The following is a 22597-nucleotide window of genomic DNA, read 5'->3' as shown; positions in this document are numbered from 1 at the left end:
GAAGTCTATGGCCACGGACTGGCTGACGCGATCGGAAGAATTCGATGAATCAGGCTAGAGCGCGTAGCCGATCATCAGGGACGCGGAGGCCCTGGGCACCAGCGCCGTGCCGGAGTCCCGTCGGGCCATGACGCCTCCGGCGGAGGCGCTCAGGAGCATGGACAGGCGGCTTCGCACCTCCAGCCGCACGCCTCCGGTGACGAGCGCCAGCGGCTCAAGCCCGAAGCGGGCTTCTTCCTCTTCCGGAATGCGGGTCTGGAAGACGGCCAGCGCCCCCGCCTCCAGCGCGCCGCTGAACGTCCAGGCGCCGTGCTGCCAGTGGGGCCCCGCGCCCAGGCGCAGCTCCAGCTCCGTCTGCTGGAAGGACACTCCGCTGCCCGTGCCCCGGCGCACCGCAAGCCCCAGGCTCGACGTGTCCACGCCGGAGAACAGCCGTCCTTCGCGCACCAGACGCACGTCCAGGCCCGCGATGGACGACAGGCCCGCCACGAGGCCCGACGTCAGCGACGGTCCCACCGCGAGCAGCAGCGACGACCCCGCTCCGCCCTTGCGCGCGAGCCGCAGCCGCGCGGCCTCTTCCAGGTGCGTGCCGCCCACGGAGACGGTTCCGTTGAGCGGCACCGTCACCGACCGCTCCAGGTAGCCTTCATCCGCGCGCAGCAGCAGCCGGTACGCGCCGGGCGCCACGGCCAGCGTCGTGGGGCCTTCGCCCTTCTCCAGCTCCGCCACCAGCGACCCGCTCTCCGACGCCACCACGAGCCAGCGGCCCGGCGTCTTCACGTCGAGCGTCAGCCGGCCGCGTGCCTGCTGGGGTTCGGAGAGGACCAGCTCGCCGCGTCCACGCAGGTCCATCCGGAACGTGGGGCGCTGCACGCCTCCGGGTGACACGAGCGTGGACTCCAGCGTCCGCGCGTAGGCGTAGCGGTAGGCCTCCTCCAGCGTGACGCGTCCATCGCGCGAGGCATCCGCAGCGCCGCGCAGTCCCACCGCCAGGTGGTGCGTGAAGAACGAGCCCTGCAGCGCATCCGACTCCTGCGCGTACTCATCCGCGCCCGATGCGCTGATGACGACCCGTCCCTCCAGGTCCGAGGCCTCCATCGTGACAGGCGCGGCCACGGGCTTGAGGCCCTTGAGGCGCGTGGCCACGCCGGAGCGGCAGGAGTCCAGGATGAGCAGCCCCACGCCCACCGGCGCGCCCTTGAGGAAGTCCACCAACTCGCGCATCGGAAGCTCGGTGCCGCGCAGGTGCAGGCTGCCGTCACCCGCGTGCGACGACACGTACAGCAACAGCCAATCCCGCGACGAGGCCTCCACCGCGAGCCGCGCCCGGAAGCCCTGCAGGGCCTCCCGCAGCGTCGCGGCATCCGCGCCCAGCAGCGTCACCGTCCGCTCCGGCGGCACGGTGCCCACTTCCTGGAGCACCTCGCGCATCCGCTGCGCATCGGCTTCCGCGAAGCGCAGCCGCTCCTCGCCGGCCAGGCCCTGGTTCTCCCCCACGACCAGCGCCCAGCGGCGCGGCGCTTCCTCTACGGCCGCGGCCCGGAGCGGGCCCAGCATCGTGAGCAGCACCGCGAACAGCTGGATGCCCAACGCCCAGCGGCGCGGAGCCCCCGCATCGGCGGTCCCGCGGAGCGGGCCCAGCACCGTGAGCACCCGGATGCCCAGGCCCAGCGCCCGCCTCACGGCACGACCCTCAGCAGCGTACGCGCCTGGGCCTTCCCGATGTCGCCGGGCGTCGCCACGTCCAACGGCGCCTGCCCCTTCGCGCGAGCCTCCGCGATGCTCGACGTGAGCGCGGCACCTGCCTGATCCACATCCAGCGGCGCATCCGAGAAGAACGCATGCAGCGCCACCGACCCCGGCGTCACCTCCAGCGGCGGGGACAGCTTCACCTCCGCTCCCGGCGCCACCGTGCCACTCGTCGCGCCTTCCCGTGGCCAGAGCCGATCCACCGCTCCCGCCTCATCCACCGCGAGCACCAGCACGTTCCGGTACGGCCCCGTGCCCACCGCCAGCGTCACGCGTTCGCCGGGCCTCGCGTCCAGCACCGTCGCGCCCTGCTCGGACATGAGCCGCAGCGCCACGGTGCCCTTCAACCGCACGCCGTCCTCCGTCCCTCGCGGCACGTAGACGACCAGCGCGAGCCCCACCGCCAACGCCGCCACCAGCGGGACGCCCCAGCTCCAGCGGGGCTTCACGGCCCGGGCCCGCTTCTCCTCCAGCCTCGCCAGCACCGCCTTCGCTCGGGGCTCGGCCAGGCTCGATGCCCGCGCCTGCCGCAGTTGCCCGGCAACCTGCTCGCAGGCCGGACAGGCCGCCAGGTGCCGCTCCGCGCGGCCTGATGTGTCCAGCCCCGCGAGCCACTCATCCAGCTCCAGCCTTGAAAGGTGCTCAGCCACGCCCCGCCTCCAGCGCTTCCGGCAGCCGCCCCAGCTCCGCCGCCTTCTTCCGGATGGAGTCCAGGTCGCGGACGATCGTCTTTCGCGACACGTCCAGCATCCCGGCGATCTCCTCCTGGGTCAGCCCGTCGAAGAAGTGCAGCGTGGCCACTTCCAGTTCGCGCTCGCCCATCCGCCCCACGAGGTGGCGGATGAAGTCCGCGGCCTCCCACTGGCTGGGGGTCAGCGCCGCGGCCTCGGGGGCCTCCAGCAGGGCCGGCTCCCGCAGTTGGCGCGAACGCAGCGCGTTGAGGCACAGGTTGGTGGTGACGCGGTACACGTACGTCATCGGACGGGCCTCCCGTCGGAACCGCGCTCCCGCCGTCAGCATGCGCTCGAAGACCTCTTGAACGATGTCCCACGCATCGGCATCGCGTCCCAGCAGCGCGAGCGCGCGACGGTGCACCACGGGCGCGAAGCGCTCGTAGAGCTGCCTGAGCTCCTCCGCATCGAGCCCGCTCCCCATCCGCCTGGTCCGACCTTCCTTTTCGTCCTTGAGACACCCGGCCCCGGCGGCCTGGGACATCGCATCGCGTTCGCGATGGGCCGTGGGATATTAGTCGCACCCCGGCGGCATGTCCCAGGCCGGCCGCACCGGGTGTCCCAAGCGCCGTGAAACGAATCGTCCTCGCCTCCCTCCTCGCGCTCCTCGCCGCGTGCTTCGACCCGCTCTACGAGGACCCATCGCTCATCGGCGAGGCGTCCTGGGCCGTCTGCTGCGTGGGCGGCCAGGTGGACACCTGCCTCTGTGAAGAGGCCGAGGTCTGCGACACGACCTTCCGGGCCTGCGCGGCCGGCACCTGCACGGTATCGCTCAGCCAGAGCTGCGGCTCCGTCCAGGGGAGCCAGGACGCCGGCGGCGCGGACACCGACGGTGGCGTCGTCATCCAAGACGGGGGCACCGCCACGGACGCGGGCACCAGCATCGACGCAGGCACCAGCACCGACGCGGGAACGGCCACCGACGCCGGCACCGACGCGGGCGTGGACGCCGGCCCCCAGACGCCCCCCAGCTACGAGCCGTGCTGCGACCCGTCCACCCACCGGGTCACGACCTGCGTGTGCGCGCCCTCGGGCTGCGGCTCCAACCCTCCATTCACGCCCTGTGCGTCCACGCGCTGCGCGCTGGCGGGCGAGTCGTGCGGGTGAGATACCCACCGGGATGACGGGCACGTTCCGGTCGCTGCGCGGCTACAACTACCGGACGTGGGCGGCCGGGGCCATCGTGTCCAACGTGGGCACGTGGATGCAGCGCACGGCCCAGGACTGGCTCGTCCTCACCCAGCTCACCCACAACAACGCCACGGCCGTGGGCGTGGTGATGGCGCTCCAGTTCGCGCCGCAGGTGCTGCTGCTCCCCCTGACGGGCTTCGCGGCGGATCACCTGGACCGCCGCAAGCTCCTGTTCGCCACGCAGGCGACCCTGGGGGCGCTGGCGCTGGGCCTGGGCCTGCTCACGCTCTGGGGGCACGTGCGGCTGTGGCACGTCGACGTGTTCGCGTTCCTCCTGGGCTGCGTCACCGCGTTCGACGCCCCCGCGCGCCAGACGTTCGTGGCGGAGCTGGTGGGCGAGGAGGACCTCTCCAACGCCGTGGCGCTCAACTCCACCTCGTTCCACGCCGCGCGCATGCTGGGGCCCGCCATCGCGGGGGTGCTCATCTCCTGGGTGGGCTCCGGGTGGATGTTCGTCATCAACGCGGCGTCGTTCGGCGCGGTGCTCGGGTCGCTGAGCCTGCTGCGCACGAACGAGCTTCACGTGCGGGACCGGGCGGCGGGCACGCGAGGGGGCCTCCTGGAGGGCTTCGCCTACGTCTGGAAGCGGCCCGACCTGAAGGCGGTGCTGATCATGTTCTTCCTCATCGGCACGTTCGGGCTCAACTTCCCCATCTTCATCTCCACCATGTCGGTGAGCGTCTTCGCCCAGGGCGCGAGCGGCTACGGGCTCCTGACGTCCATCATGGCCATGGGCTCGGTGACGGGCGCGCTGCTCTCCGCGCGGCGCGCGCAGCCGCGCATCGGCCTGCTGGTCGTCGGGGCCGCGGTGTTCGGCGCCGGGCTGCTGCTCGCCGCGGTGATGCCGGTCTACGCGCTCTTCGGCGTCATGCTCGTCGTCATCGGCGTGTCGGCGCAGACGTTCACCACCACCGCGAACAGCCTGGTGCAGCTGTCCACCGCCCCGTCGATGCGCGGGCGCGTGCTCGCCATCCTGCTGGCCATCGCGCTGGGCGGCACGCCGCTGGGGGCGCCCATCGTCGGGTGGGTCGCGGACACGTTCGGTCCGCGCCAGGCGCTGTGCGTGGGCGCCGCGGCGGGCTTCGTCGCGGCGCTCGTCGGGCTGCGCTACCGCGCGAAGGCGGCTACTTCTTCTCCAGGATGACCGCGTAGAACTCGATGCCCACGCCCTGGCGGTCCTCCTCGGTGATGTAGTCCTCGGGCAGCCCCAGGAACCGGCTCACCGGCTGGACGCCGCCAGGACCGGGGGTCCACGGCTCGCACAGCTTGAGGTACTCGGGCAGGGAGAACAGCTCGAAGGTCTCCCCCATCTTCTGGAACATGCCCACGAACTGCTCCCACTGGGGCGTCGTCTTCGCGGGGTCCTTCGTCTCGAACGTGGTGAACAGCCTGGAGCCCGGCGCGGCCCAGTCGTACAGGTCGCGGAAGAACTTCTGGTTCTCCTCCGCCTTGAGGAACACGGTGATGCCATTGGCGCCGATGGCCACCTTGCGCTCGCCGCCCAGGAAGTCGCGCACGTCGGGGCGCTCCAGGAAGGACCTCGCCTGGCGGATGTCGCACTCCAGATAGCGCACGCGCGGGTCGTTCCCCAGGAGCACGCGCGCCTGCGCCATCGTCAGCGGGTTGATGTCCGAATAGAGCACCTTCACGTCCGGCGGCAGCACGCCGTGCACGTGGTCGTTGGTGGGCAGGCCGGACGCGAAGTCCACCCAGTGCGTGAAGCCCTCGTCGGACAGCCGCTTCGCCGCGGCCTGGAGGCACGCGCGCAGCATCCGCACCCACTTCCGCGTGGAGGGCAGCAGCGAGAACATGTACTCCGCCGCCTGCCGGTCCGCCTCGAAGTTGTGGGTGCCGCCCAGCGTGTAGTCGTAGATGCGCGCCGCGTCGGGAACCTGGGGATTCACGCCCGGCACGCGGGCCAGCTCATTCACATCCATGGGGTCGCTCCGTGAGCCTGTGTCCCGGGTATTGTGCCGGTCCGCTCGCGAGGTTGCACACGTCCTACGAAGTGACGCCCGCGACCTGGCGCAGCAATTCCAACGGCCCCAGCGCGGCGACCGCGTCGAACTGCTCCGGCGTGCGCACCAGCAGCGAACCCGCGAAGCCCAGCGCGTTGACGTTGACGCCCAGGGCTTCCGCGCGGCCGCGGGGCACCAGCAGCATCCAGTCCCGCGTGACGAGCAGGTTGTACGGCGAGTGCTCCTCCAGTCCCATTGCCTCCCGCAGGAGCCGGTAGGCCGCCAGCATCCGCTCGCCCTGCCCCGGCGCGCCCCACGGCCCCAGGCCCGCCAGGAGGTGCGCGAACGGCAGCGCCTCCACGGCGATGACGCGGCCCGGGCCGGGCAGCGGGGGGAGCAGCGCCTCCACCGGCGCGCGTTTGCCGTCCGGCCCCAGGGGCGGCACCAGTTGCAGGTGCTTGTGGCGCTGGCTCGCGCCGGCCATCTCCCCCGCGTTGTAGAAGGCCAGCCCGTCCAGCCCCTCCAGGCACGTGGAGAGCGCGTCGAAGTCCGCGAGCGTCAGCAGCGCGTCCTGCGACTCGAAGGCCCGCGTCACCAGCAGCAGGTGATGCTCCACGACGTTGAACTTGTTGAGCAGGCACACGTGCGAAGGCGGCACGTCCCCCAGCACGAGGTCCGGCTCCGGGTTCGCGAACGGGTTGAACGGCTCCGAGCCCGCGGGCGGCGCCGGCCGCTTGCGCTCCTTGAGCGCCACCCGCCCCAGCACGCGCACCTGGAACGTCGTGTTCGCGATGGGCAGCGTGCGCGCTTCGGTGGCGATGGGCTGGAGCGCCCCGGTCTCCAGCGCGTGCCGCGTGACGGCCAGCGTGCGGGGCCACAGGGCGGCGGGCGTCAGCGGTGCGGCGTTCACGGGCGGCTCTCCTGTCGTGAGGCCTGGAGTCTGTGCCGTCCGGCGCCGCCAGCGTCAACCCGCTTCCGGTCGCGGAAGCGCCGCGATGTTCGCCTCAGCGCGGAGGCGGACGGAAGACGTACTGGTATTCCGGTGACGGACTGCCCGGGGGGTACTGGGCGTCCATGAAGGCGACGTGCGCGTGGTGGGTGATGAGCACGTCCTGGAGGCTGTCGTAGAGCACCACCACGTTCGTGGCCTTGCCGGTGGGGTCCAGGTCCACGCGCACCTTCAGGTTGCCCTTGAGGTCCGGCTTCTCCATCAGGTGCTCCAGGTACAGCGCCACCAGCCCCAGCGACACGCGGTCGTAGATCTGCTCCACCGTGCCCTTCGCGGGCGCCGCGGGCAGCCGCAGCTTCTTGCTCAGCTGCGCGGCCTCCTCCGCCGCCTCGGGCACGGGCCGCTCCGGGGCGGCGAGCGCCGCGCGGTACGCCGCCACGGCCTCGAAGTAGCGCTCCTGCTTGAGGAGCAGCCGCGCCCGCCGCACCTGGATGTCCGCGCGCTGGGGCGCGAGCGCCGCCGCCTGGTCCAACCTCGCCTCGGTGCCGGCCGCGTCCTGCTTTCCTTCCGCCAGCGTGGCCAGCCGCAAGAGCGGCTCCGGATCCTTCGGCGTCGCGGCGGCCAGGCGCACCAGCGCCTTCGCCTCGTCGTCCGGGCGGTTGAGCGCCACGTTGAGCCGCACCCAGGTGGCGAGCACCGCCGGCTCCGCGCCCCCAAGCGTCGCGTAGCGCTCCAGCATCTTCACCGCCTGCGCCTTGTCCCCCGCCGCGAGCCACGCGTCCGCCTGCCGCCGGTGCGCCTCGCGGTCGTGCGGCTGGAGCGCGACGAGCAGCGCCCCGGCCTCCGCACCCGCCTTCGCGTCCCCGGCCTCGCGGGCCAGCCGCGACAGCACCTGGAGCGCCTCCGGCTGCTCGGGCCAGTCCTTCACCGAGCGCACCAGCAGCGTCCGCGCCTCGGCCGCGCCGCCGGGCCTTCCCGCCAAGAGCAGCGCCAGGTCCGTGCGGAAGCGCGGCACGTCCAGCTTCGTCAGCGCCTCGCGCAGCCGGGCCTCGGCTTCCGGAGCCTTGCCCTCCGCCTGGAGGCGCAGGCCGTCCGCCCAGAGCGCGGGCGCGAAGCCGGGCACCACCTTGCGCGCGGTCTCCAGCGGCGCGGCCGCGTCCTTCAACATGCCCCAGCGCACGTACACCAGCCCCATGCCCACGAACGGCCACGGGTTCTCCGGGTACACCACGGCCAGCGCCTTGAACTCGGCGAAGCTCTCGTCGGAGGGCAGCGCGAGGAAGGCCCGGTACACCCGCGGCATCGGGTCCTTGGGCGCCTTCGCCTCCTGCGCGTCCAGCTCCGTGCGCAGCGTGCTGGGGCTGCCCTGGACCCGCGCGGTGTCCATCCGCTGGAGCATCGCCATCCCCTCCGCGGCCGGCGCGGGCACCGGACGGGCACCCGCCGCGGGAAGCGCGCACAACACGGACAGCAGCAGGCACGTCAGGACACGGGACGTCATCGGGGCGCTCCGGACGCTACCAGATGCCCGCGCCCGGTGAGGTGAGGGAGTGTTTACACACCTTGCGTGAATTACACGGACACGCGCGATGTTTCACGGGCGCGGGAACGGCACGGAAATGGTCCCGGAGGGCGACCACGCTTTCGAGCGTTGGACGCCACCCGGGCGGTAGGTCTTGACCAGAACCAGCGGTGCTGGGCGGAATGGCCCCATGGCCACCGCCGAGAAACTCGTATTCCCGACCATCGTCGAAGGACTCTTCGTCCGGGGACTTTCCGGGAAGGTGCCCTTCGCCCTCAAGGAGCAGTTGCGCAAGGAGGGGCTGGACCTGGACCGGCCCCTGCAGCCGGCGTACTCGCTGGACACGTGGACGCGCTGTGTGGCGCTGACGGCGAAGACGCTCCACCCGGAGCAGCCGGATCCGGTGGCGTGGCGGATGCTCGGCGAGCGGATGATCGACGGCTACCGCGACACGATGGTGGGCCGGGCGCTCTTGGGCGTGCTGCGGCTCATCGGGCCCAAGCGGATGCTCCTGCGCACGCAGCACAGCTTCCGCACCGGCAACAACTACACCGAGGTGCGCATCACCGAGCGCGGCGAGCGCGAGGCGGACCTGTGGCTCAACGAGCCCGGCCTGCTGCGCTACTTCAAGCAGGGCGTGATGCTGGCCACGGTGCGCGCCGCCAGCGGCCCGGCCACGCAGGTGGACGTCGTCCAGTTCGACGACGACAGCGTCACGTACCGCGTGTCCTGGGGCGCCCCCGGCTCCTGAGTCCGCTTCGTCCCCCCTCGTCGGATCCGCGACCCCGGGGCCCCTTGCTCGCACCGGGCCCCATCTGCCAGCGTGAAGGCCTGGGCGCGGCGTCCGGGCCGTGAACGGCCGCGCAAGAGGGGGCTTCATCCAAATGCCGTCGAGCGAGCGCGCCAACCTGCCGCGCTGGAACGGTCATCAGCGGGGGTTCTTCGAAATCTGGTTCCTGGTGGTGCTCGACCCGGGCGGCGACCGTGCCTGGTGGTTGCGCTACACCCTGTTCACCCCCGCGCCGGGCAGCGGCGGCGAGCCTCGCGCCACGATGTGGGCGGCCGCGTTCGACTGCGCGTCGAGCGACCGGCCCGCGGTGGCGCTCAAGGCCATCCACCCGGTCTCCGCCTTCACGGCGCTGCCCACCGGCGGCGTGCGCATCGCGGACTCGGAGCTGACGCCCGGGCACTGCCACGGCCAGGTGGCCAGCGGCGGTCACGCGATCGCGTGGGACCTGCGCTTCCAGGGTGGAGCCTCCGCGCCGGTGCGCCGTGAGCCGCGCGGCACCGCGATGCTGCCCCTGCCCACGCACGTGGCCCACGTGCACGACGACGTCATCTTCGAAGGCACGGTGACGGTGGACGGCGAGCGCATCGACGTGAAGGGCGCGCCCGGCCTGCAGAAGCACCTGTGGGGCCACCGGCGGCTGGAGGAGCTGACGTGGCTGTACTGCCCGCGCTTCCGCGAGGACGAAGCCGCGCGGCTGGAGATCATGGCGGTGCGCGCGAAGCGCAAGCGCGGCCACCCCCAGCTGACGCCCATCTACCTGCGCACGAGCGACGCCGAGCACACGTTCCACGAAATGCCCCACGTGCTCATGTCGAGCGTGACGTCGCCCGCGTCCGGGGAGCTGTCCTTCCGCGCCGCGTCCGCCACCGTGGCCCTGGAGGGCCGCGCGTGGTGCGACCCGCGCACGCTGGTGGGCTACGCGTACCGCGACCCCACGGGCTGGGACGTGCTGGTGGCCCAGAGCGACGTGGCCCGGTGCGAGGTGCAGCTCTTCTCCCGCCCCCATCCGTTCGCGGCGTGGCGGCCCACGCGGAAGCTCACGTCCACCGTGGGCGCGCTGGAGTTCCACGGCCCGGAGGCGATGCCGGGCGTGCGCTACATCCCGTGGGACGGCACCGCGCTCGAAGCGGAGGACGCGCCCGGCGACGCGCCGGCCCTGGGGACGGGCTGAAGCCAGGGACGCCTGCCCCGGACTTCCGGGAGGGAGTGACTGGCGTGCCCGGGCCCGGGGTGCTGGCCGGGTTCCGGCGGGAGGAGCCGCCCCTGGCTGTGGAAGGGGACGGCCGTGGCCACCCTCTGGGGTGACGGCCCGACGCTCCCCCATGCCCCATCACCGGCTGCTGAGACACCTCCAGTCGCTCTTCCGGGTGGAGCCCGGAAGACCGGCCCTGTGGGCGGGCATCCGGGCCGCCGTCGCCACCGCCCTGCCCCTGTGTCTGTCCTATCTGCTCACCGTGCCGGAGGCGAGCTGGGCGGGCCTCACGGGGCTGCTCGTCACACTCGCGGACAAGGGCGGCTCGTATCGCGTGCGGGCGCGCGTCATGGGCGTGGTGACGGTGCTGGGGGCGCTGGTCGGCCTGCTCGCCGCGCCCGCGGGGCGCACGTACCTGGTGGACGCCACGCTGCTGCTGCTGGGCGTCACGGCGGCGAACTTCGCGCGCAGCTACGGCGAGACGGCGGGCTCCGTGGGTGGACAGCTCGCCGTCATCTTCGTCGTGTCGCTGGGCGCGCCCGCGTCCTCGCTGCGGGAGACGGTGTTGCGAGGAGCCGCGCTGCTCCTGGGCGGCCTGTGGGCGATGGCGCTGTCGCTGCTCTTGTGGCCGCTGAGGCCCTACCGTCCCGCGCGCCGGGCCGTGGCGGAGGTGTACGCGGGGCTCGCGACCGCGGCGGAGGAGCTGCGTGAAGCGACGCTGGAGGGAGCCACGCCCGACGCCTGGGCGGAAGGGCTGAAGCGCCATGCGCGGATCCGCCCGGACATCGAACGGGCGCGCGGGGTGCTCGCGGCCACGCGGCGCGGGAGGCCGGACGAGTCCCGGCGCGGCGAGCACCTGCTGGTGCTGGTGGAGCTGGCGGAGCCGATGGTGGCGCTGCTCAGCGCGCTGGCGGAGGCGATGCAGGTCGTGGGGCGGGATCCGCACCTGCACGCGACGCGCGAGCGGGTGGCGCGGCTGTGCGAGGCCTTCGCCGCGATGGACCTGTGGGTGGCGCGGGCGCTGGTGCAGGAGCGCAACGAGGGCATGCGCGCACCGCCCCGGCGGGCCCTCAAGCCCCGCCGTGGACGGCAGCCCGCGAGGATGGCCGCGCCGTCGGTGCGGCACATCACGGAGGGGCCGCTGTCCACGCACGTGGCCACGCTGCTGGACCGGCTGCGCGAGTACTCGGGCGTGGCGCACGAGACGGCGTCGGGCCTGCTCTTCGGCGACCCGGTGCCGGCGCGTGGCAAGGGGACGGTGGGAGGCGGGAAGAAGGCACCGGGGCGCTCCCCGTGGCAGCCGCTCAGGGACCACCTGCACCGGGACTCGGTGGTGCTGCGGCACGCGCTGCGCACGGGGATGGTGGCCACGGCGGCGCTGGGGCTGACCCAGGCGTTGCAGGTGGGCGACGCGCACTGGGTGAGCCTCGTGGTCATCTCCATCCTCCAGCCCTACGCGGGCAGCACGGAGGAGCGCGTGCTCCAGCGCACGCTGGGGACGCTGGTGGGCGCGAGCCTGGCGGCGCTCATCGCGACGACGGTGCACACGCCGCCGCTGATGATTGGCGTCATCAGCGCGCTGACGGCCATCTCCGTGGCGCTGCTGCCGCTGAACTTCGGTGCGTTTCAAATCCTGCTCACGCCGGACTATCTGCTGATGGCCACGCTCAGCTCCGGGGACTGGACGGTGGCGTCGCAGCGCTCGCTGGGGGTGCTCATCGCGGGGACGCTGGCGCTGGTGGGCTCCTGGACGCTGTGGCCCAGCCCGGAGCGCCGCCGCTTCCCGGACGCGGCGGCCTCCGCCCTGCGCGCGGACGGGAGGTATCTGCAACAACTGGTCACGCACCGGAGCGGCACGGAGCCGGCGGTGAACGAGGAGCGCCTGCGTCTGGATCAGGCGCTGCTGGAGGCGGAGTCCTCCTTCCAGCGGTTGATGACGGAGTACCGGGGCCCGCCCCGGCACCTGGAGCCGGGCATGGCGCTGCTCACCTACGCACGGAGGTTCGCGCTGGCGGTGACGGCGCTGGGCACGGGGCGCTTCGAGGGGAGGACGACGTCGGTGCTGCCGCAGCAGTTGGCGCAGCGGGCCAGCGACAGCCTGGAGCTGCTCGCCCGCGCGTTGCAGGAGCGCCGCGAGCCCCCGCCCCTGCCCGCCCTGGCGCTGCCACGCACGAGCGACGACCCGGTGCTGGGCGCGCTGCTGGAGCGCGTGCCCCGGCAACTGGGCATCCTGCACGGCGCGGTGGCGCGGATCAGCGAGGACCCGTCGCTGCGCTGACGCAGCGGAGACGGCTGGACGCATGAGGCTTCCGTGAACAACCCGTGATGACACGAGGCTGCGTATCCTGGGATGAAACCTGTTCCGGAGCACACCTGGAGCCGTCGACTTGAAAGCTTCCCAGAACGACTCGACCGCAGGATGGCCCAGGCTCGCGGTGTGGGCCTCGCAGGTCCTGCTGCTCGTCGCGGCATCCGCCTGCGCCTCCACCTCACCGGTCCGGCGGGACGCCTCCTGGGCGTCGCACTTCACCGAAGCAGCCGAGCGCATCGAGGCACGGGCGCGAGCGGTGGGCCTGGCCCGGCTGCACGACGTGCGCGCGGAGCAGGCGGAGCTGCGTGGCTGGATGGAGACGCTGTCGAAGGAGCTGGCACTCGGCGGTCTCGCGGCGCAGGGGCCCGGTCACTACGCGCTCGGGTGCGGCGCGCGCGCGCTGGGCCAGGACGCGGAGGCGCGGACGCACCTGGAGGCCGCCTGGAACGCGGGCTTCCGCAAGCCCCACGTGGCGTGGGCCCGGGCCCAGGCCCTGAGCGAGCACTACCGCATGCTGCGGCTGGCGGCGGTGGCCACCCCGGACGCGGATGAACGCAAGGTGCGGGAGGAGGACGTCGAGCGCCAGTACCGGGAGCCGGTGCTCACGCTGCTGCGACAGGCCGCGGGGGCGGAGGTTCCGTCGGCGGACTTCGGCGCGGCGCTCATCGCGTTGCACGAGGGCCGCCTGGACGCGGCGATTGCGAGCCTGGAGTCCGTGGGCAGCCGGTATCCGTGGTTCGTGGAGGCGCGGTTGCTGCGCGCGGACGTGTTCCTGCTGCGCGCCGCGCAACGCTGGAAGCAGGATGACAAGGTCCACGCCCGCGAGGACCTGATGGCCGGACGCCAGGTGCTCACGGAGGCCGCGACCACCGCGGAGAGCCTCGCTCCGGCCTACCTGGCTCGCGCGCGCTTCGAGACCGCCGCGATGAACCTCACCCGCCCCGACTTCTCCGGCGCCGTGCTGCTCCTGTCCGGAGGAGACCCGGGCCCGGCGCAGTGGGGCGTCGAGGCGCTGGACCTGGCCGCCCGGGTGGATCCCGGCAACGCCGGGTTCGCCTGCGAGAAGGCGCGCTTCCTCAACACGGTGGCGGAGCGCCCGGACCGCGACGAGCCCTTCCCGGGAGCCCTGCTCCAGGACGCCATCCAGGCCGCGAAGCACGTCCTGGACCTGGATGCGGCGAGCACCTGTGGCCGCGCGGAGTGGAGCCGGGCGTTGGTGCAGGAGACGGAGGAAGCCACGAGAAAGAACACCGATGGAGGCTACCGGCTCAAGGATGCCCTGGAGCTGCTGGAGACCACGCCGCCGTCCGAGCAGGACTTCGCGTACCACCTGCTGCGCGCCCGGCTCCTGCGTGCCTGGACGGACCACCTCACCCAGTTCACAAGGCGCAAGCCCGAGTCGCCTGCCGCGCAGCAACGGGACCAAGCCATCGAAGCCTACCGGAGCGCGCTCGCGCTCGAGGCGCGCGTCCCGGCGTACTGGGTCCGGATGGGAGAGCTGCTCCTGGCCCGGGCGATGGATCCAGCGACGAAGGACGCGCGCGCGGACCTGGAGCAGGCAGAGGCCGCCTGGGAGAAGGCCGTCCGGGTCAACATGCGGGCCTCCGAGGTGTGGCTGCTGGAAGCGCGCATCCGCGTGGCACAGGCCGGGCTGCAACGGGCCCGAGGGGAAGACGCCGGGCCGACGCTGGAAAAGGCCGCATCCGTCATCGGGGCCGCCTTCACCCATGGCGCCAGCCATCCCGACCTTCATGCCGAGCTGGGGCGGATCAAGCTGGAGCAGGCGAAGGAGACCTGGGAACGCGGGGGCGATCCCACCGCATTGCTTGGCCATGCGGAGGCGGCCTACGTCCAGGCGACGAAGCTGTCCCCCACCCAGGGAACCTTCGGACAGGCGGCGGTCCACGTGGCGCGAGCGGAGTACACCTGGCGCCGGGGAGCGGACCCCACCGAGGCAGCGGCCCGGGCGGAAGCGCTCTACCGCCAGACCCGGCCCTTCCTGCAGGCGCAGAAGGATGAGCGATACGCGGGCCTCGAGAAGGTGGACCACCTCCAGGCGCGCCACCTGCTGGAGCAGGGCCGCGATCCGGAGCCCACGCTCACGCGTCAATACGAAGAGGGCGAATGGCTGCGGCTCCTCACCCGGGATCGCGTCGTGCATCACCGGGCCTCTGGCGAGTACTTCCGCCTGATGGCCCGCTATTCGGCGCGCACGGATCCTCAGAAGGCGGAGGAGCAGTTCAAGGGCGCGGAGCAGAACTACGCGGAGGCCCTCAAGATCGAGCCCTCGAATCAGGACGTCCGTCTGGAGGAAGGACACCTGTTCCGGGAGTGGGCGGCAGCGCGAAAGGCCGCGAAGCAGGACCCGGAATCACTCGTGTCCAGGGGACTCGCGCGAGCGGAAGCACTGCTCCAGGAGCGTCCGAACTGGGCCGAGGCCCGGCTGCTGCGCGCGGCGCTCCTGCGCATGAAGGACCCGGCGTCGGCCCAGGCCCGCGCGGACCGGGACGCCGCGCTGAAGGCCAATGCCAACCTCGCGCAGGACTGGAAGCGGCAGTTCCCGGAGGACCTGCCGTCCAAGCCCTGAGCGCAGGAGTTCAGGGGGCTGTTGGCGGCGAGGCGCAGGCGGTCTGGTAGTCCTGGAGCTTGCGATGGAAACGCTCCCGCTCCGGCGCAAGCCACTCCGCCGGCAGCAATTCCACGGCCTTCTGCTGTTGCGCCAGCGCTTCGGGACACTGGTTCAGCCCGAAGTGCGCGGCGGCGGCGGTCTCCAGCACGTAGGGGTTGGGGTGCTCCCCCATCACGGAGCGGCGGATCACCGGGCGCAGCGCCATCAGGGCCGCGGCGTATTGCCCGGCCTGCACGCGGTGCCAGGCCATCTCCGTCGCCGTCCACCGGAAGTTGGGCGCCAGGGCATGGGCCTGTGCGAGCACCTTCGGGTAGTCCGGATCCTCCGGCGTGTGGACGGCGAGCTGCATCGCAAGGTTGGCCCAGGCCCCGCCGCTCTGGGGGAAATGGGCCACCCGCAGCCGCGCCCAGCCCAACCGCTGCTCCAGCGAAAGCTCCTCATCGGCGGGGCCTCCGTACCGGAGGTTGAAGGTAAAGCCATACACGGTGGTCGCGGCGTGTCCTGCCAGGGTCCAAGGCCGGTAGCGGCTTTCCCCCAGCTGCGCGATGAAGTGCCGGGAGGGTTGCCCGGAGCCATCCTCGATGACCCGGCAGTCCCGCACATGCCCATCCACGTCGATGCGGCATTGCAGGATGACCACGGCGTACTCGCTCGTGAAGGACCGGCTTCGCTCCTTGGGGTGGGTCACCCAACCCCGGATCTGCTCCGGTGGGAGGCTCTGCTTCTTCAGGAACTGGCACGCCTGCTCGTGGTCCGCGTCGCAAGCTGCCTGGAGATCGCCCAAGGCCTGAACGACCTGTGCCTCGGTGGGCTTTCCCGCCAGGGTCCGGACGGCTTCGTTGAAGACGCCAGGAGCCTGTCCGGCCTCCAGTTCCAGGACCGGAGCATCCACAGGAGTCCGCGAGGAGATGCCACCGGCGAGGACCGGGTTCCGCGCGACCTGCTTCTCGTAGGAAGCCGGGTCCCGCAGGAAGGCACCCATGGCCAAGGTCAGGTGCCCATGGCTCGCCATGGGTGGCGGCAGGTCGGACGGGCGCAGCCGGTGGGCACAGCCGGTAGAGACCACCAGCAGGGAGAGAACGAGGAGAGGCCAACGCATGGCGCCGGACTCTAGCCATGAAGCCGCGCCGTCTGGAATGAACGCGGAGCGCACCCCATGACGGCGCAAGGCTTTGTATCCTGGAGCAGTTCCCGGAGGACCTGCCGTCCAAACCCTGAGCGCGTGCGGTCAGGGAGCAGCCGGGGACCTGGCGCAGGCGGTCTGGTAATCCTGGAGCTTGCGCTGGAAGCGCTCCCGCTCCGGCACGGGCCATTCCTTCGGCAGCAGCTCCACGGCCTTGCGCTGTTCCGCCAACGCCGTCGTGCACTGGTTCAGCCCGAAGTGCGCGGCGGCCGCGGTCTCCAGCACATAGGGATTGGGGTGTTCCCCCATCGAGGAGCGGCGGATGGCGGGGCGCAGGGCCTTCAGCGCATCGGCGTGCCGTCCCGCCTGGAGGCGCTGCCAGGCCATCTCCGTGGCGGTCCACCAGTACCGGGGCGCCAGCGCATAGGCCCGGGCCAGCGCCCTGGGATAATGCGGATGCTCCGGTGCATGGACCGCGAGCTGCGCGGCCAGGTTGGTCCAGGCCGAGGTGCTCGTGGGGGACCACCCCACCCGCTTCCGGGCCCACTCCAGCTTCTGCTCCGTGGACAGGTCCGGCGCCCTGTTGTCGCTGTAGTTGAGATCGTAGGAGAGGAAATACGGGCCACTGACCGGATGGCCCGCCAGCATCACCGGCGTGTACCGGTGCGCGGCGAGCTGCGCGATGAGGCGCTCCGCTTCATGGTCCGGCCCGTTCTCGATGACCTGACACGCGCGCAAGCGGCCATCCACCTCCAGCCGGCAGCCGACGATGAGCACCGCGTACTGGAGAGCCGTGACGAACCGCGCCTCCCCGATGGGACGCACCAGCGTTCCTTCGAGTCTGACCGCGGGCCGCACCTGCTCGCGCAAGAACACGCACGCCTGCTCGTGGTCGGCGTCACATGCGGCCCGCAGGTCGTCCAAGGCACGAAGCAGCTCGGCGTCCGAGGGATTCCCCTTCAGGAGCTGGACGACCCTCTCGAAGACCTGGGGCGCCTGGTCGGGCTCCAGCTCCACGGCAGGGCCATTCGAGGAGGTGAGCTCGCTCGTCGTGGTGATCCCCAGGTTCGCGGCCTGGACCACGTCATGCTCGTAGGCGCCCGGGCTTCGCGGGTAGGCATCCATGGCCAACGCCAGATGACCATGACTCGCAGTGGCCGGGGGCAGGCCATAGTGACTACACCCCGTTGAAAGGCACAGCAGGAAGAAGCACAGCAGACGCCAGGACATGGCGCCGGACTGTACCGCATCGACTCAGGGCGCCGCCGGAATCGCCAACGACGTGGTAGCGGCGGCCAGGTTCCCCGCGCCGTCCTTCGCCAGCCCGTACAGCTTGATGGCCCCTGTCACGGAAGGCAGGCGCACGCGCCACGTGCCGGGCGTCGCTCCCTTTCGGGACTCCAGCACGGTCACGCGGTCGCGCTCCGCTCGGGTCGCCGCGCCCCGGAGGTTGTAGGCGAAGGACACGTCCAGCGGCGGGGTGGAGGTGACGTCGAACGCCACGTCCGCCCAACCCTTCTCCACGCCCCGCACCTCCAGGCGCACCGGCACCGGCAGCGCGGGCTCTGGCTTCGTGCCGGTGTACGCCTCTCGCACCGCGTGCCACGCCGGCCTCTTGGAGGTGCCGGACAGCATGCCCAGCCACAGCCCTCCGTGGTCCAGCGTCGCGCTGTAGTTGAACACGAACAATCCCAGACACCGGCCCGCCTGGACGTGTGGCGCCAGGGCATTGCGCCAGCCGTCCACGATGACGGCGTACTTCTCCCCGTCTGCCGGCTCCACGGGCAGGCCGCGCGCATCCTTGGGGGCTTCCCATTCCCCCTGCGCGCCGAACTCGGTGATGAACCACGGCTTGCGACCACCGGCCTGCTTCACCGCGTCCGCCAGTGCGTGGATGCCCCGGCCGTAGACATTCAAGCCATACGCATCCAGCGAGGGGACGTACTTCTCCCAGAGCGGCACGCCCAGCGTCCACGCATCCACGGAGAGCACCGGGTGGCCGGTGTCCACCTTCTTCACCGCGCGGACGACCTTCTCCAGGAAGCGCGCGTAGGCGACCTTCGACGGCTCATCCGGTGAATTGAGGATGACCTCGTTGCCCAGTCCCCACGCGAGCACCGCCGGATGGTCCTTGAAGCGGCGCACCTGGGCGACCGTGGCCTGGAGCTGCGCCTCACGGCCCTTCGAGTCGCGCACGTAGTCGAAGGCGTCATCGTTCTCCATGCCCGGACGACCCGGCCGCAGCCACAGCCCCACCAGCACGCGCAGGCCATGCTTGTGCGCGGCATCGAGCAGCGCGGGCGTCTCCTCACCGGTGCCCCAGGTGCGCAGCGTGTTGACGCCCAGGGCGCGCAGCTGTTCGCAATCCCTGTCGAAGTTCGCGGGCCCGCCCGTGCCAGTGAACGTCACGCCCTTGGCGGCGTAGGGCTTTCCATCCAACTCCAGCTTCCACCCCTCCCCTGCCTTCACGATGGCGGTACGGGCTTCCGCGCCCCAGGTGAACAGGAGCGCGGTCAACAACAGGACGCCAGCGGCGAAGGAGCGGGCAGTGGCCATGGAAGCGGAGAGTCTAGGGACTCCCCGCCCTTACAGCTCGTTGAAGACGAGCAGTCCCCGCGATGAGTCCACCACATACACGTGCCCGTCGCCGGGGATGCGGACGCCATAGACACCTTCGAAGATGCTGTCGCCCCGCTGGGGGTCGCTCTCGCGAAAGGTGTTGTAATGCGCCACCTGCGTGGGCCGCGTGGGATTGGACACGTCCAGCACCCGAAGGCCCTCGTGGTACCAGGCCACGTAGAGCCGGGTCCCGCGCAGGATGAGGTTGTGGATGGACGTGACGGGCCGCATCCGGAACTCGCCCAGCTTCACGATGCGGGCCGGGTCGGTGACGTCGAGCACGCGCAGGTGGGAGCTGTGGAACTCTCCTCCTTCGAAGGCGAGGGTGCGGCCGGCGAAGGTCCCCACCGCGCTGTGGTGCGCGAAGCCGAGATCCGGGCGCGGGTACAGGCCCAGGTAGCGCACGTCATCCAGGTTCGTGACATCCATCACCCCGTAGCCGCCAAAGGCGTTGCTGATGTACAGGCGGTTCTCATACACGAACGCGTCATGCGGGCCCCCGGAGTCGAAGTCCCCGGGGATGGTGATGAGGGTCCGCAGCGCGGGAGCCAGCGGCTGGGACACGTCGTAGACGTACGTGCCGGTGTTGGGGACCATGGCGTAGAGCCGCCCGCCGTCGACGAGCACCGTGTGGGCGCCAAACGCCCCCGTCGGCAGGCTCCGCACGAAGACAGGCAGCGCGGGGTTGGAGAGGTCGTAGACGTTGACGCCCCTGCTGCTGCTGGCCACGTAGAGGGCATTCCCCCAGGCCCAGACGCCATTCCAGAAGTTGTCTCCGGGCAGGCTGATGGTGGTCGTGAGGATGGGATTCTTCGGGTCGCGCACGTCGAAGACGGTGAGCCCGCCTTCGCGGCCCTGGTAGGGGAGCGAGACGACGTAGGCGTGGTCCAGGGCGACATAGACATCCACGGGCTGCCCCTGCGCGACGTGACGCTCCGAGAGCAGCGTCAACCCGCCGGAGGACTCGGGCTCGCCCGCCCAGTGGGCGACGCGGTGGGCCTCGAAGGTGCCCTGCTGCGACAATTTCCCCCGGCGACAGGAGGCGAAGCAGCCGGTGATGACGTCCGGCGCGGGCGGCTGACAGCCCACCAGGGTCATGGTGACGCTCGTGCGCGTGTTGGTCCCGGTGAGGGAGAAGCGCCCGTCCTGGGTGTCCCGGAAGCGGAGCGGCTCGTCGAACAAGGTGCTCGTGCCTCCGTCGCTCCGGAGCTGGAAGCCGACAGGGCCGGTGCTGATGCGGGTGCCCCCGTCCTCCAGGCGTCGCTCATCCCGGGTGTTGGCCAGGTAGATGCCCTCCTGCGGAAGCCTGGCGAGCGCCGCCGGATCGCAATTCGAGACATCGAAGCGGGACAGCTCTTCGCAGGCGCTGCTGGACGCGTCCCGCGAATCGAAGTCGCACGGCGCGAAGGGGCCTCGATCCACCCAGTCTCCGTGCTCCTCCAGCTCGGTGTAGGTGCCGTCCCAGACATAGGGGCCGGCATCCGGGGTCCCCGCGTCGAAGGAGGGGCGTGGGGGTGTGTCCTCGCATCCGGGAAGGAGCTGGAGCGCCAGGATGACCCACAGCGTCCGCAGAAGGCTTGTCATGGGAGGCCTCGTCAGAGAAGGGCTCCAGCCTAACGTTCCCACCCCGCCCGATCCCTCACCTGAAGTGACATGCAGCGGTGCATGGATCGCGCATTCCCGTTCACGCACTCAGGGTCAGCCTCCAGCCACCTGCCCTCGACGGCTGAACAGTTCAACGACGCCGGCCGGCGCGGTTTCGTCGAAGAACCGCGTCAGATTGCGCGCCGACTCCCCCGCCACCCGAGCACTGCGCGAAAACAGCGCCGCCTCATACGCCGCCAGCGCCCCTTCGACGCCGCCCGGGCGCGCCACCAGCGCCGCCCCCAGTTCCGCCCCGTCGAGCAGGGCGAGGTTCGCTCCTTCGCCCGCGAACGGCGACATCAGGTGTGCCGCGTCGCCGACCAGGGTCACGCCCGGCGTCCGGTCCCATCGATGATCGATTGGCAGAGCATGGATCGGCCGCAGCAGTGGCTCGGCGTCGCTCTGCGCGATCAGCGTCGTGAGCGTCGGCGCCCACCCTTCGAACGCCTCAGCCACCGCATCCAGCCGCGCCTTGAAGCCCTTCCCGCGCAGGGCTTCCACCCACGCCTCTGGCCGGTTCAAAGCGGCGTATGTGCGCAGGGTCCCATCCGCGTAGCGATGCGCCAGGATGCCCTGTGCCGGCGCCACGGCCATCAGGGTGCCGCTGCCGATCGCCTCGGCGCTTGCCGGGAAACGGCTGTCGCCATCGGCCAGCACGGTCTCGATGAAGCAGGTTCCCGAGTAGATCGGCCTCGCCGCCGAAAGCAGGGCCCGCACTTGGGACCAGGCCCCGTCGGCGCCCACCAGCACCTCGGTCGTCACGGCCTTTCCGTTGGCGAAACCAACGACATGCCGCCCGCCGCCGAGCGCCGCCACCGACGTCACCTTGCTACCCCAGACGATGGTGTCGGCCGGCAGGGACTCGATGAGCAGCCGACGCAGCTCGCCTCGGTCGACCTCCGGGCGCTGGTCGCCATGCCCGCCCGGATCATCGAACAGCACGACGCCCTGCTTGTCCGTCACGCGCTTGGCGTCCTCGCTCGGTCGTACGAGCTTCAGGAAGCCCTCGAACAGGCGGGCGGCCTTCAGCGCGACCTGACCGTTGTAGTCGTGGATATCGAGCAGCCCGCCCTGGGCCCTCGCCGAGGCTGAGGCTTCAGCCTCGTAGATCCGCGCCGGAACGCCGTGCAGATACAGAACCCGCGCGAGCATGAGCCCGCCGAGACCTGCGCCAATGATGGTGACTGGACTTCGCATGCAGCGCTCCTGGGGTCGCAGCCACACGACGTCGTGCGGATGCGGCAGGCCCGACGCATCGGGCGGTTGCTGTGGAGACGCTGGCCGGGCCCCTCGGGCTCGACGTGTGCTTGACCGCCACGAAGCCACGGCGGTCGCTTTTCGCGACGGATCCAGACCTACAGCATGCGCGCCAACGTCGCAAGGAGCGCCGCCGCCCGGAGAGGCCCGAGGCCGACAGGGGCAGCCCCTAGCACTTGTCGTAGACGCCTGGGGCACCGGGTGACTTGCGGCGGTAGCACATGCGCGCCTCGTTCGCGGCGTCGGTGCAACTGGAGTCATAGACGCTCTCGCCCGAGGGCATGTCGATGAACCGGCCGCAATTCGTGCTGGACTCCTTGATCTCGAGGACGCGAGGAAACGTGTCGCCCACCGGCGTGACCTTCACGTCGGTCCCGCCGTTGACAAAGCCCATGTGGCTTCCCGACTTGATGGTGAAGATGGAGCGCAATTGGCCCTCATGCGCCTCCCAGTACGACAACGTCTGGTCCTCGTTGCGCGCGTCCGATTCGGTCCTCTCGACCCGGAAGACCTGCCGCACCGGGTCGGTGAGGTTCTCGAAGGAGAACACGACGCGAAGGGACTCGCCCTCCGCCGCACCCGGCAGGAACTCCATCGGGATGGCGCAGAAGGTGTTCTTTCCGCTGAGCGGATGAAGCACCACCCCCGCCAGCAGCTTCATCCCCTCACACAGGTGTCCTCGGGCCTGGAGGACGACGTCCTGCGCGTCCGCGGACAGGATGCGTGCACGGAAGACGTCGAGCTGCGCGGACGCCGGCCCGTCCACCTTCAAGCACTCCAGCCGCTCCCACGCGGAGCCCAATCCCAGCGGGTGGAGGAGCTTGCGCAAGCCAGCGGTCGTCTTCGCGGCGCGCAGCTGCTTCTTCAAATCCTGGGGATCCACCACGACGCGGAACCCCGATGGACAGGCGTCCTTGTTGGGGGATGGTGGC

The 22597-nt window shown here is 71.3% G+C and carries 18 protein-coding genes; 6 read left to right on the top strand and 12 right to left on the bottom strand.

All coding sequences use genetic code 11. The annotated features are described in order from the left end of the window. Positions 1-54 precede the first annotated feature (54 nt). From JYK02_RS04145 to JYK02_RS04135, 3 genes are read right to left on the bottom strand one after another with little or no spacing between them, the layout of a single operon-like run. Positions 55-1683, bottom strand: coding sequence for a caspase family protein (locus JYK02_RS04145; protein WP_207048531.1), 1629 nt, complete (start codon positions 1681-1683; stop codon positions 55-57). Next, positions 1680-2399 carry a hypothetical protein gene (locus JYK02_RS04140; protein WP_207048530.1) on the bottom strand — a complete coding sequence of 240 codons (720 nt, stop codon included), beginning with the start codon at positions 2397-2399 and terminating at the stop codon, positions 1680-1682. Before JYK02_RS04140 ends, JYK02_RS04145 begins: the two co-directional genes overlap by 4 nt. After that, the gene (locus tag JYK02_RS04135) at positions 2392-2904 is read right to left on the bottom strand and encodes an RNA polymerase sigma factor (RefSeq protein WP_207048529.1); all 513 of its coding nucleotides are present in this window, start codon (positions 2902-2904) and stop codon (positions 2392-2394) included. Before JYK02_RS04135 ends, JYK02_RS04140 begins: the two co-directional genes overlap by 8 nt. Before the next feature lie 146 nt (positions 2905-3050). On the opposite strand from JYK02_RS04135, the gene JYK02_RS04130 reads away from it, so the two are divergent. Further along, positions 3051-3587 (top strand): hypothetical protein, encoded by a 537-nt coding sequence (locus JYK02_RS04130; RefSeq protein WP_207048693.1) that lies wholly within the window; start codon positions 3051-3053, stop codon positions 3585-3587. A gap of 13 nt (positions 3588-3600) precedes the next feature. Further along, positions 3601-4815: an MFS transporter gene (locus tag JYK02_RS04125; protein WP_207048528.1), complete on the top strand. Its 1215-nt coding sequence runs from the start codon at positions 3601-3603 to the stop codon at positions 4813-4815. On the opposite strand, the gene JYK02_RS04120 is transcribed toward JYK02_RS04125, so the two are convergent. The 3 genes from JYK02_RS04120 to JYK02_RS04110 form a co-directional block, all read right to left on the bottom strand. Beyond that, positions 4796-5608: an SAM-dependent methyltransferase gene (locus tag JYK02_RS04120; RefSeq protein ID WP_207048527.1), complete on the bottom strand. Its 813-nt coding sequence runs from the start codon at positions 5606-5608 to the stop codon at positions 4796-4798. The two genes, JYK02_RS04125 and JYK02_RS04120, sit on opposite strands and share 20 nt — an antisense overlap. A 64-nt stretch (positions 5609-5672) precedes the next feature. After that, the gene (locus JYK02_RS04115; protein ID WP_207048526.1) at positions 5673-6539 is read right to left on the bottom strand and encodes an ATP adenylyltransferase; all 867 of its coding nucleotides are present in this window, start codon (positions 6537-6539) and stop codon (positions 5673-5675) included. A gap of 94 nt (positions 6540-6633) precedes the next feature. Further along, on the bottom strand, positions 6634-8079 hold the full coding sequence (locus tag JYK02_RS04110; protein ID WP_207048525.1) for a hypothetical protein: 1446 nt from the start codon (positions 8077-8079) through the stop codon (positions 6634-6636). A gap of 211 nt (positions 8080-8290) precedes the next feature. Between JYK02_RS04110 and JYK02_RS04105 the strand changes: the two genes are divergently transcribed. The 4 genes from JYK02_RS04105 (at position 8291) to JYK02_RS04090 (ending at position 14980) form a co-directional block, all read left to right on the top strand. After that, positions 8291-8851, top strand: coding sequence for a DUF2378 family protein (locus JYK02_RS04105; protein ID WP_120529154.1), 561 nt, complete (start codon positions 8291-8293; stop codon positions 8849-8851). A gap of 133 nt (positions 8852-8984) precedes the next feature. Beyond that, positions 8985-10061: a hypothetical protein gene (locus tag JYK02_RS04100; protein WP_207048524.1), complete on the top strand. Its 1077-nt coding sequence runs from the start codon at positions 8985-8987 to the stop codon at positions 10059-10061. Positions 10062-10212: 151 nt separating this feature from the next. Beyond that, positions 10213-12360, top strand: a complete 2148-nt coding sequence (locus JYK02_RS04095; RefSeq protein WP_207048523.1) for an FUSC family protein — start codon at positions 10213-10215, stop codon at positions 12358-12360. Positions 12361-12469: 109 nt separating this feature from the next. Then, positions 12470-14980 carry a hypothetical protein gene (locus JYK02_RS04090; RefSeq protein ID WP_207048522.1) on the top strand — a complete coding sequence of 837 codons (2511 nt, stop codon included), beginning with the start codon at positions 12470-12472 and terminating at the stop codon, positions 14978-14980. 10 nt (positions 14981-14990) lie between these two features. Here the strand turns inward: JYK02_RS04090 and JYK02_RS04085 are convergent, their stop codons facing one another. The 6 genes from JYK02_RS04085 to JYK02_RS04060 form a co-directional block, all read right to left on the bottom strand. Then, positions 14991-16121: a tetratricopeptide repeat protein gene (locus JYK02_RS04085; RefSeq protein WP_207048521.1), complete on the bottom strand. Its 1131-nt coding sequence runs from the start codon at positions 16119-16121 to the stop codon at positions 14991-14993. A 129-nt stretch (positions 16122-16250) separates the two neighbouring features. Further along, positions 16251-17270: a hypothetical protein gene (locus tag JYK02_RS04080; protein ID WP_207048520.1), complete on the bottom strand. Its 1020-nt coding sequence runs from the start codon at positions 17268-17270 to the stop codon at positions 16251-16253. Positions 17271-17399: 129 nt separating this feature from the next. Further along, the gene (locus JYK02_RS04075; RefSeq protein ID WP_207048519.1) at positions 17400-18701 is read right to left on the bottom strand and encodes a glycoside hydrolase family 2 TIM barrel-domain containing protein; all 1302 of its coding nucleotides are present in this window, start codon (positions 18699-18701) and stop codon (positions 17400-17402) included. 30 nt (positions 18702-18731) lie between these two features. Further along, positions 18732-20348 (bottom strand): LVIVD repeat-containing protein, encoded by a 1617-nt coding sequence (locus tag JYK02_RS04070; protein ID WP_207048518.1) that lies wholly within the window; start codon positions 20346-20348, stop codon positions 18732-18734. Between the two features lie 114 nt (positions 20349-20462). Continuing rightward, a complete protein-coding gene (locus tag JYK02_RS04065; protein ID WP_207048517.1) occupies positions 20463-21605 on the bottom strand; it encodes an FAD-dependent oxidoreductase in 1143 nt (380 codons plus the stop codon). Between the two features lie 229 nt (positions 21606-21834). Further along, the gene (locus JYK02_RS04060; RefSeq protein ID WP_207048516.1) at positions 21835-22533 is read right to left on the bottom strand and encodes a hypothetical protein; all 699 of its coding nucleotides are present in this window, start codon (positions 22531-22533) and stop codon (positions 21835-21837) included. Positions 22534-22597: the final 64 nt, after the last annotated feature.

It is taken from the genome of Corallococcus macrosporus (assembly GCF_017302985.1).
In the GTDB taxonomy this organism is placed as follows: domain Bacteria; phylum Myxococcota; class Myxococcia; order Myxococcales; family Myxococcaceae; genus Corallococcus; species Corallococcus macrosporus_A.
This window is presented reverse-complemented; position numbering and strand designations above follow the sequence as displayed.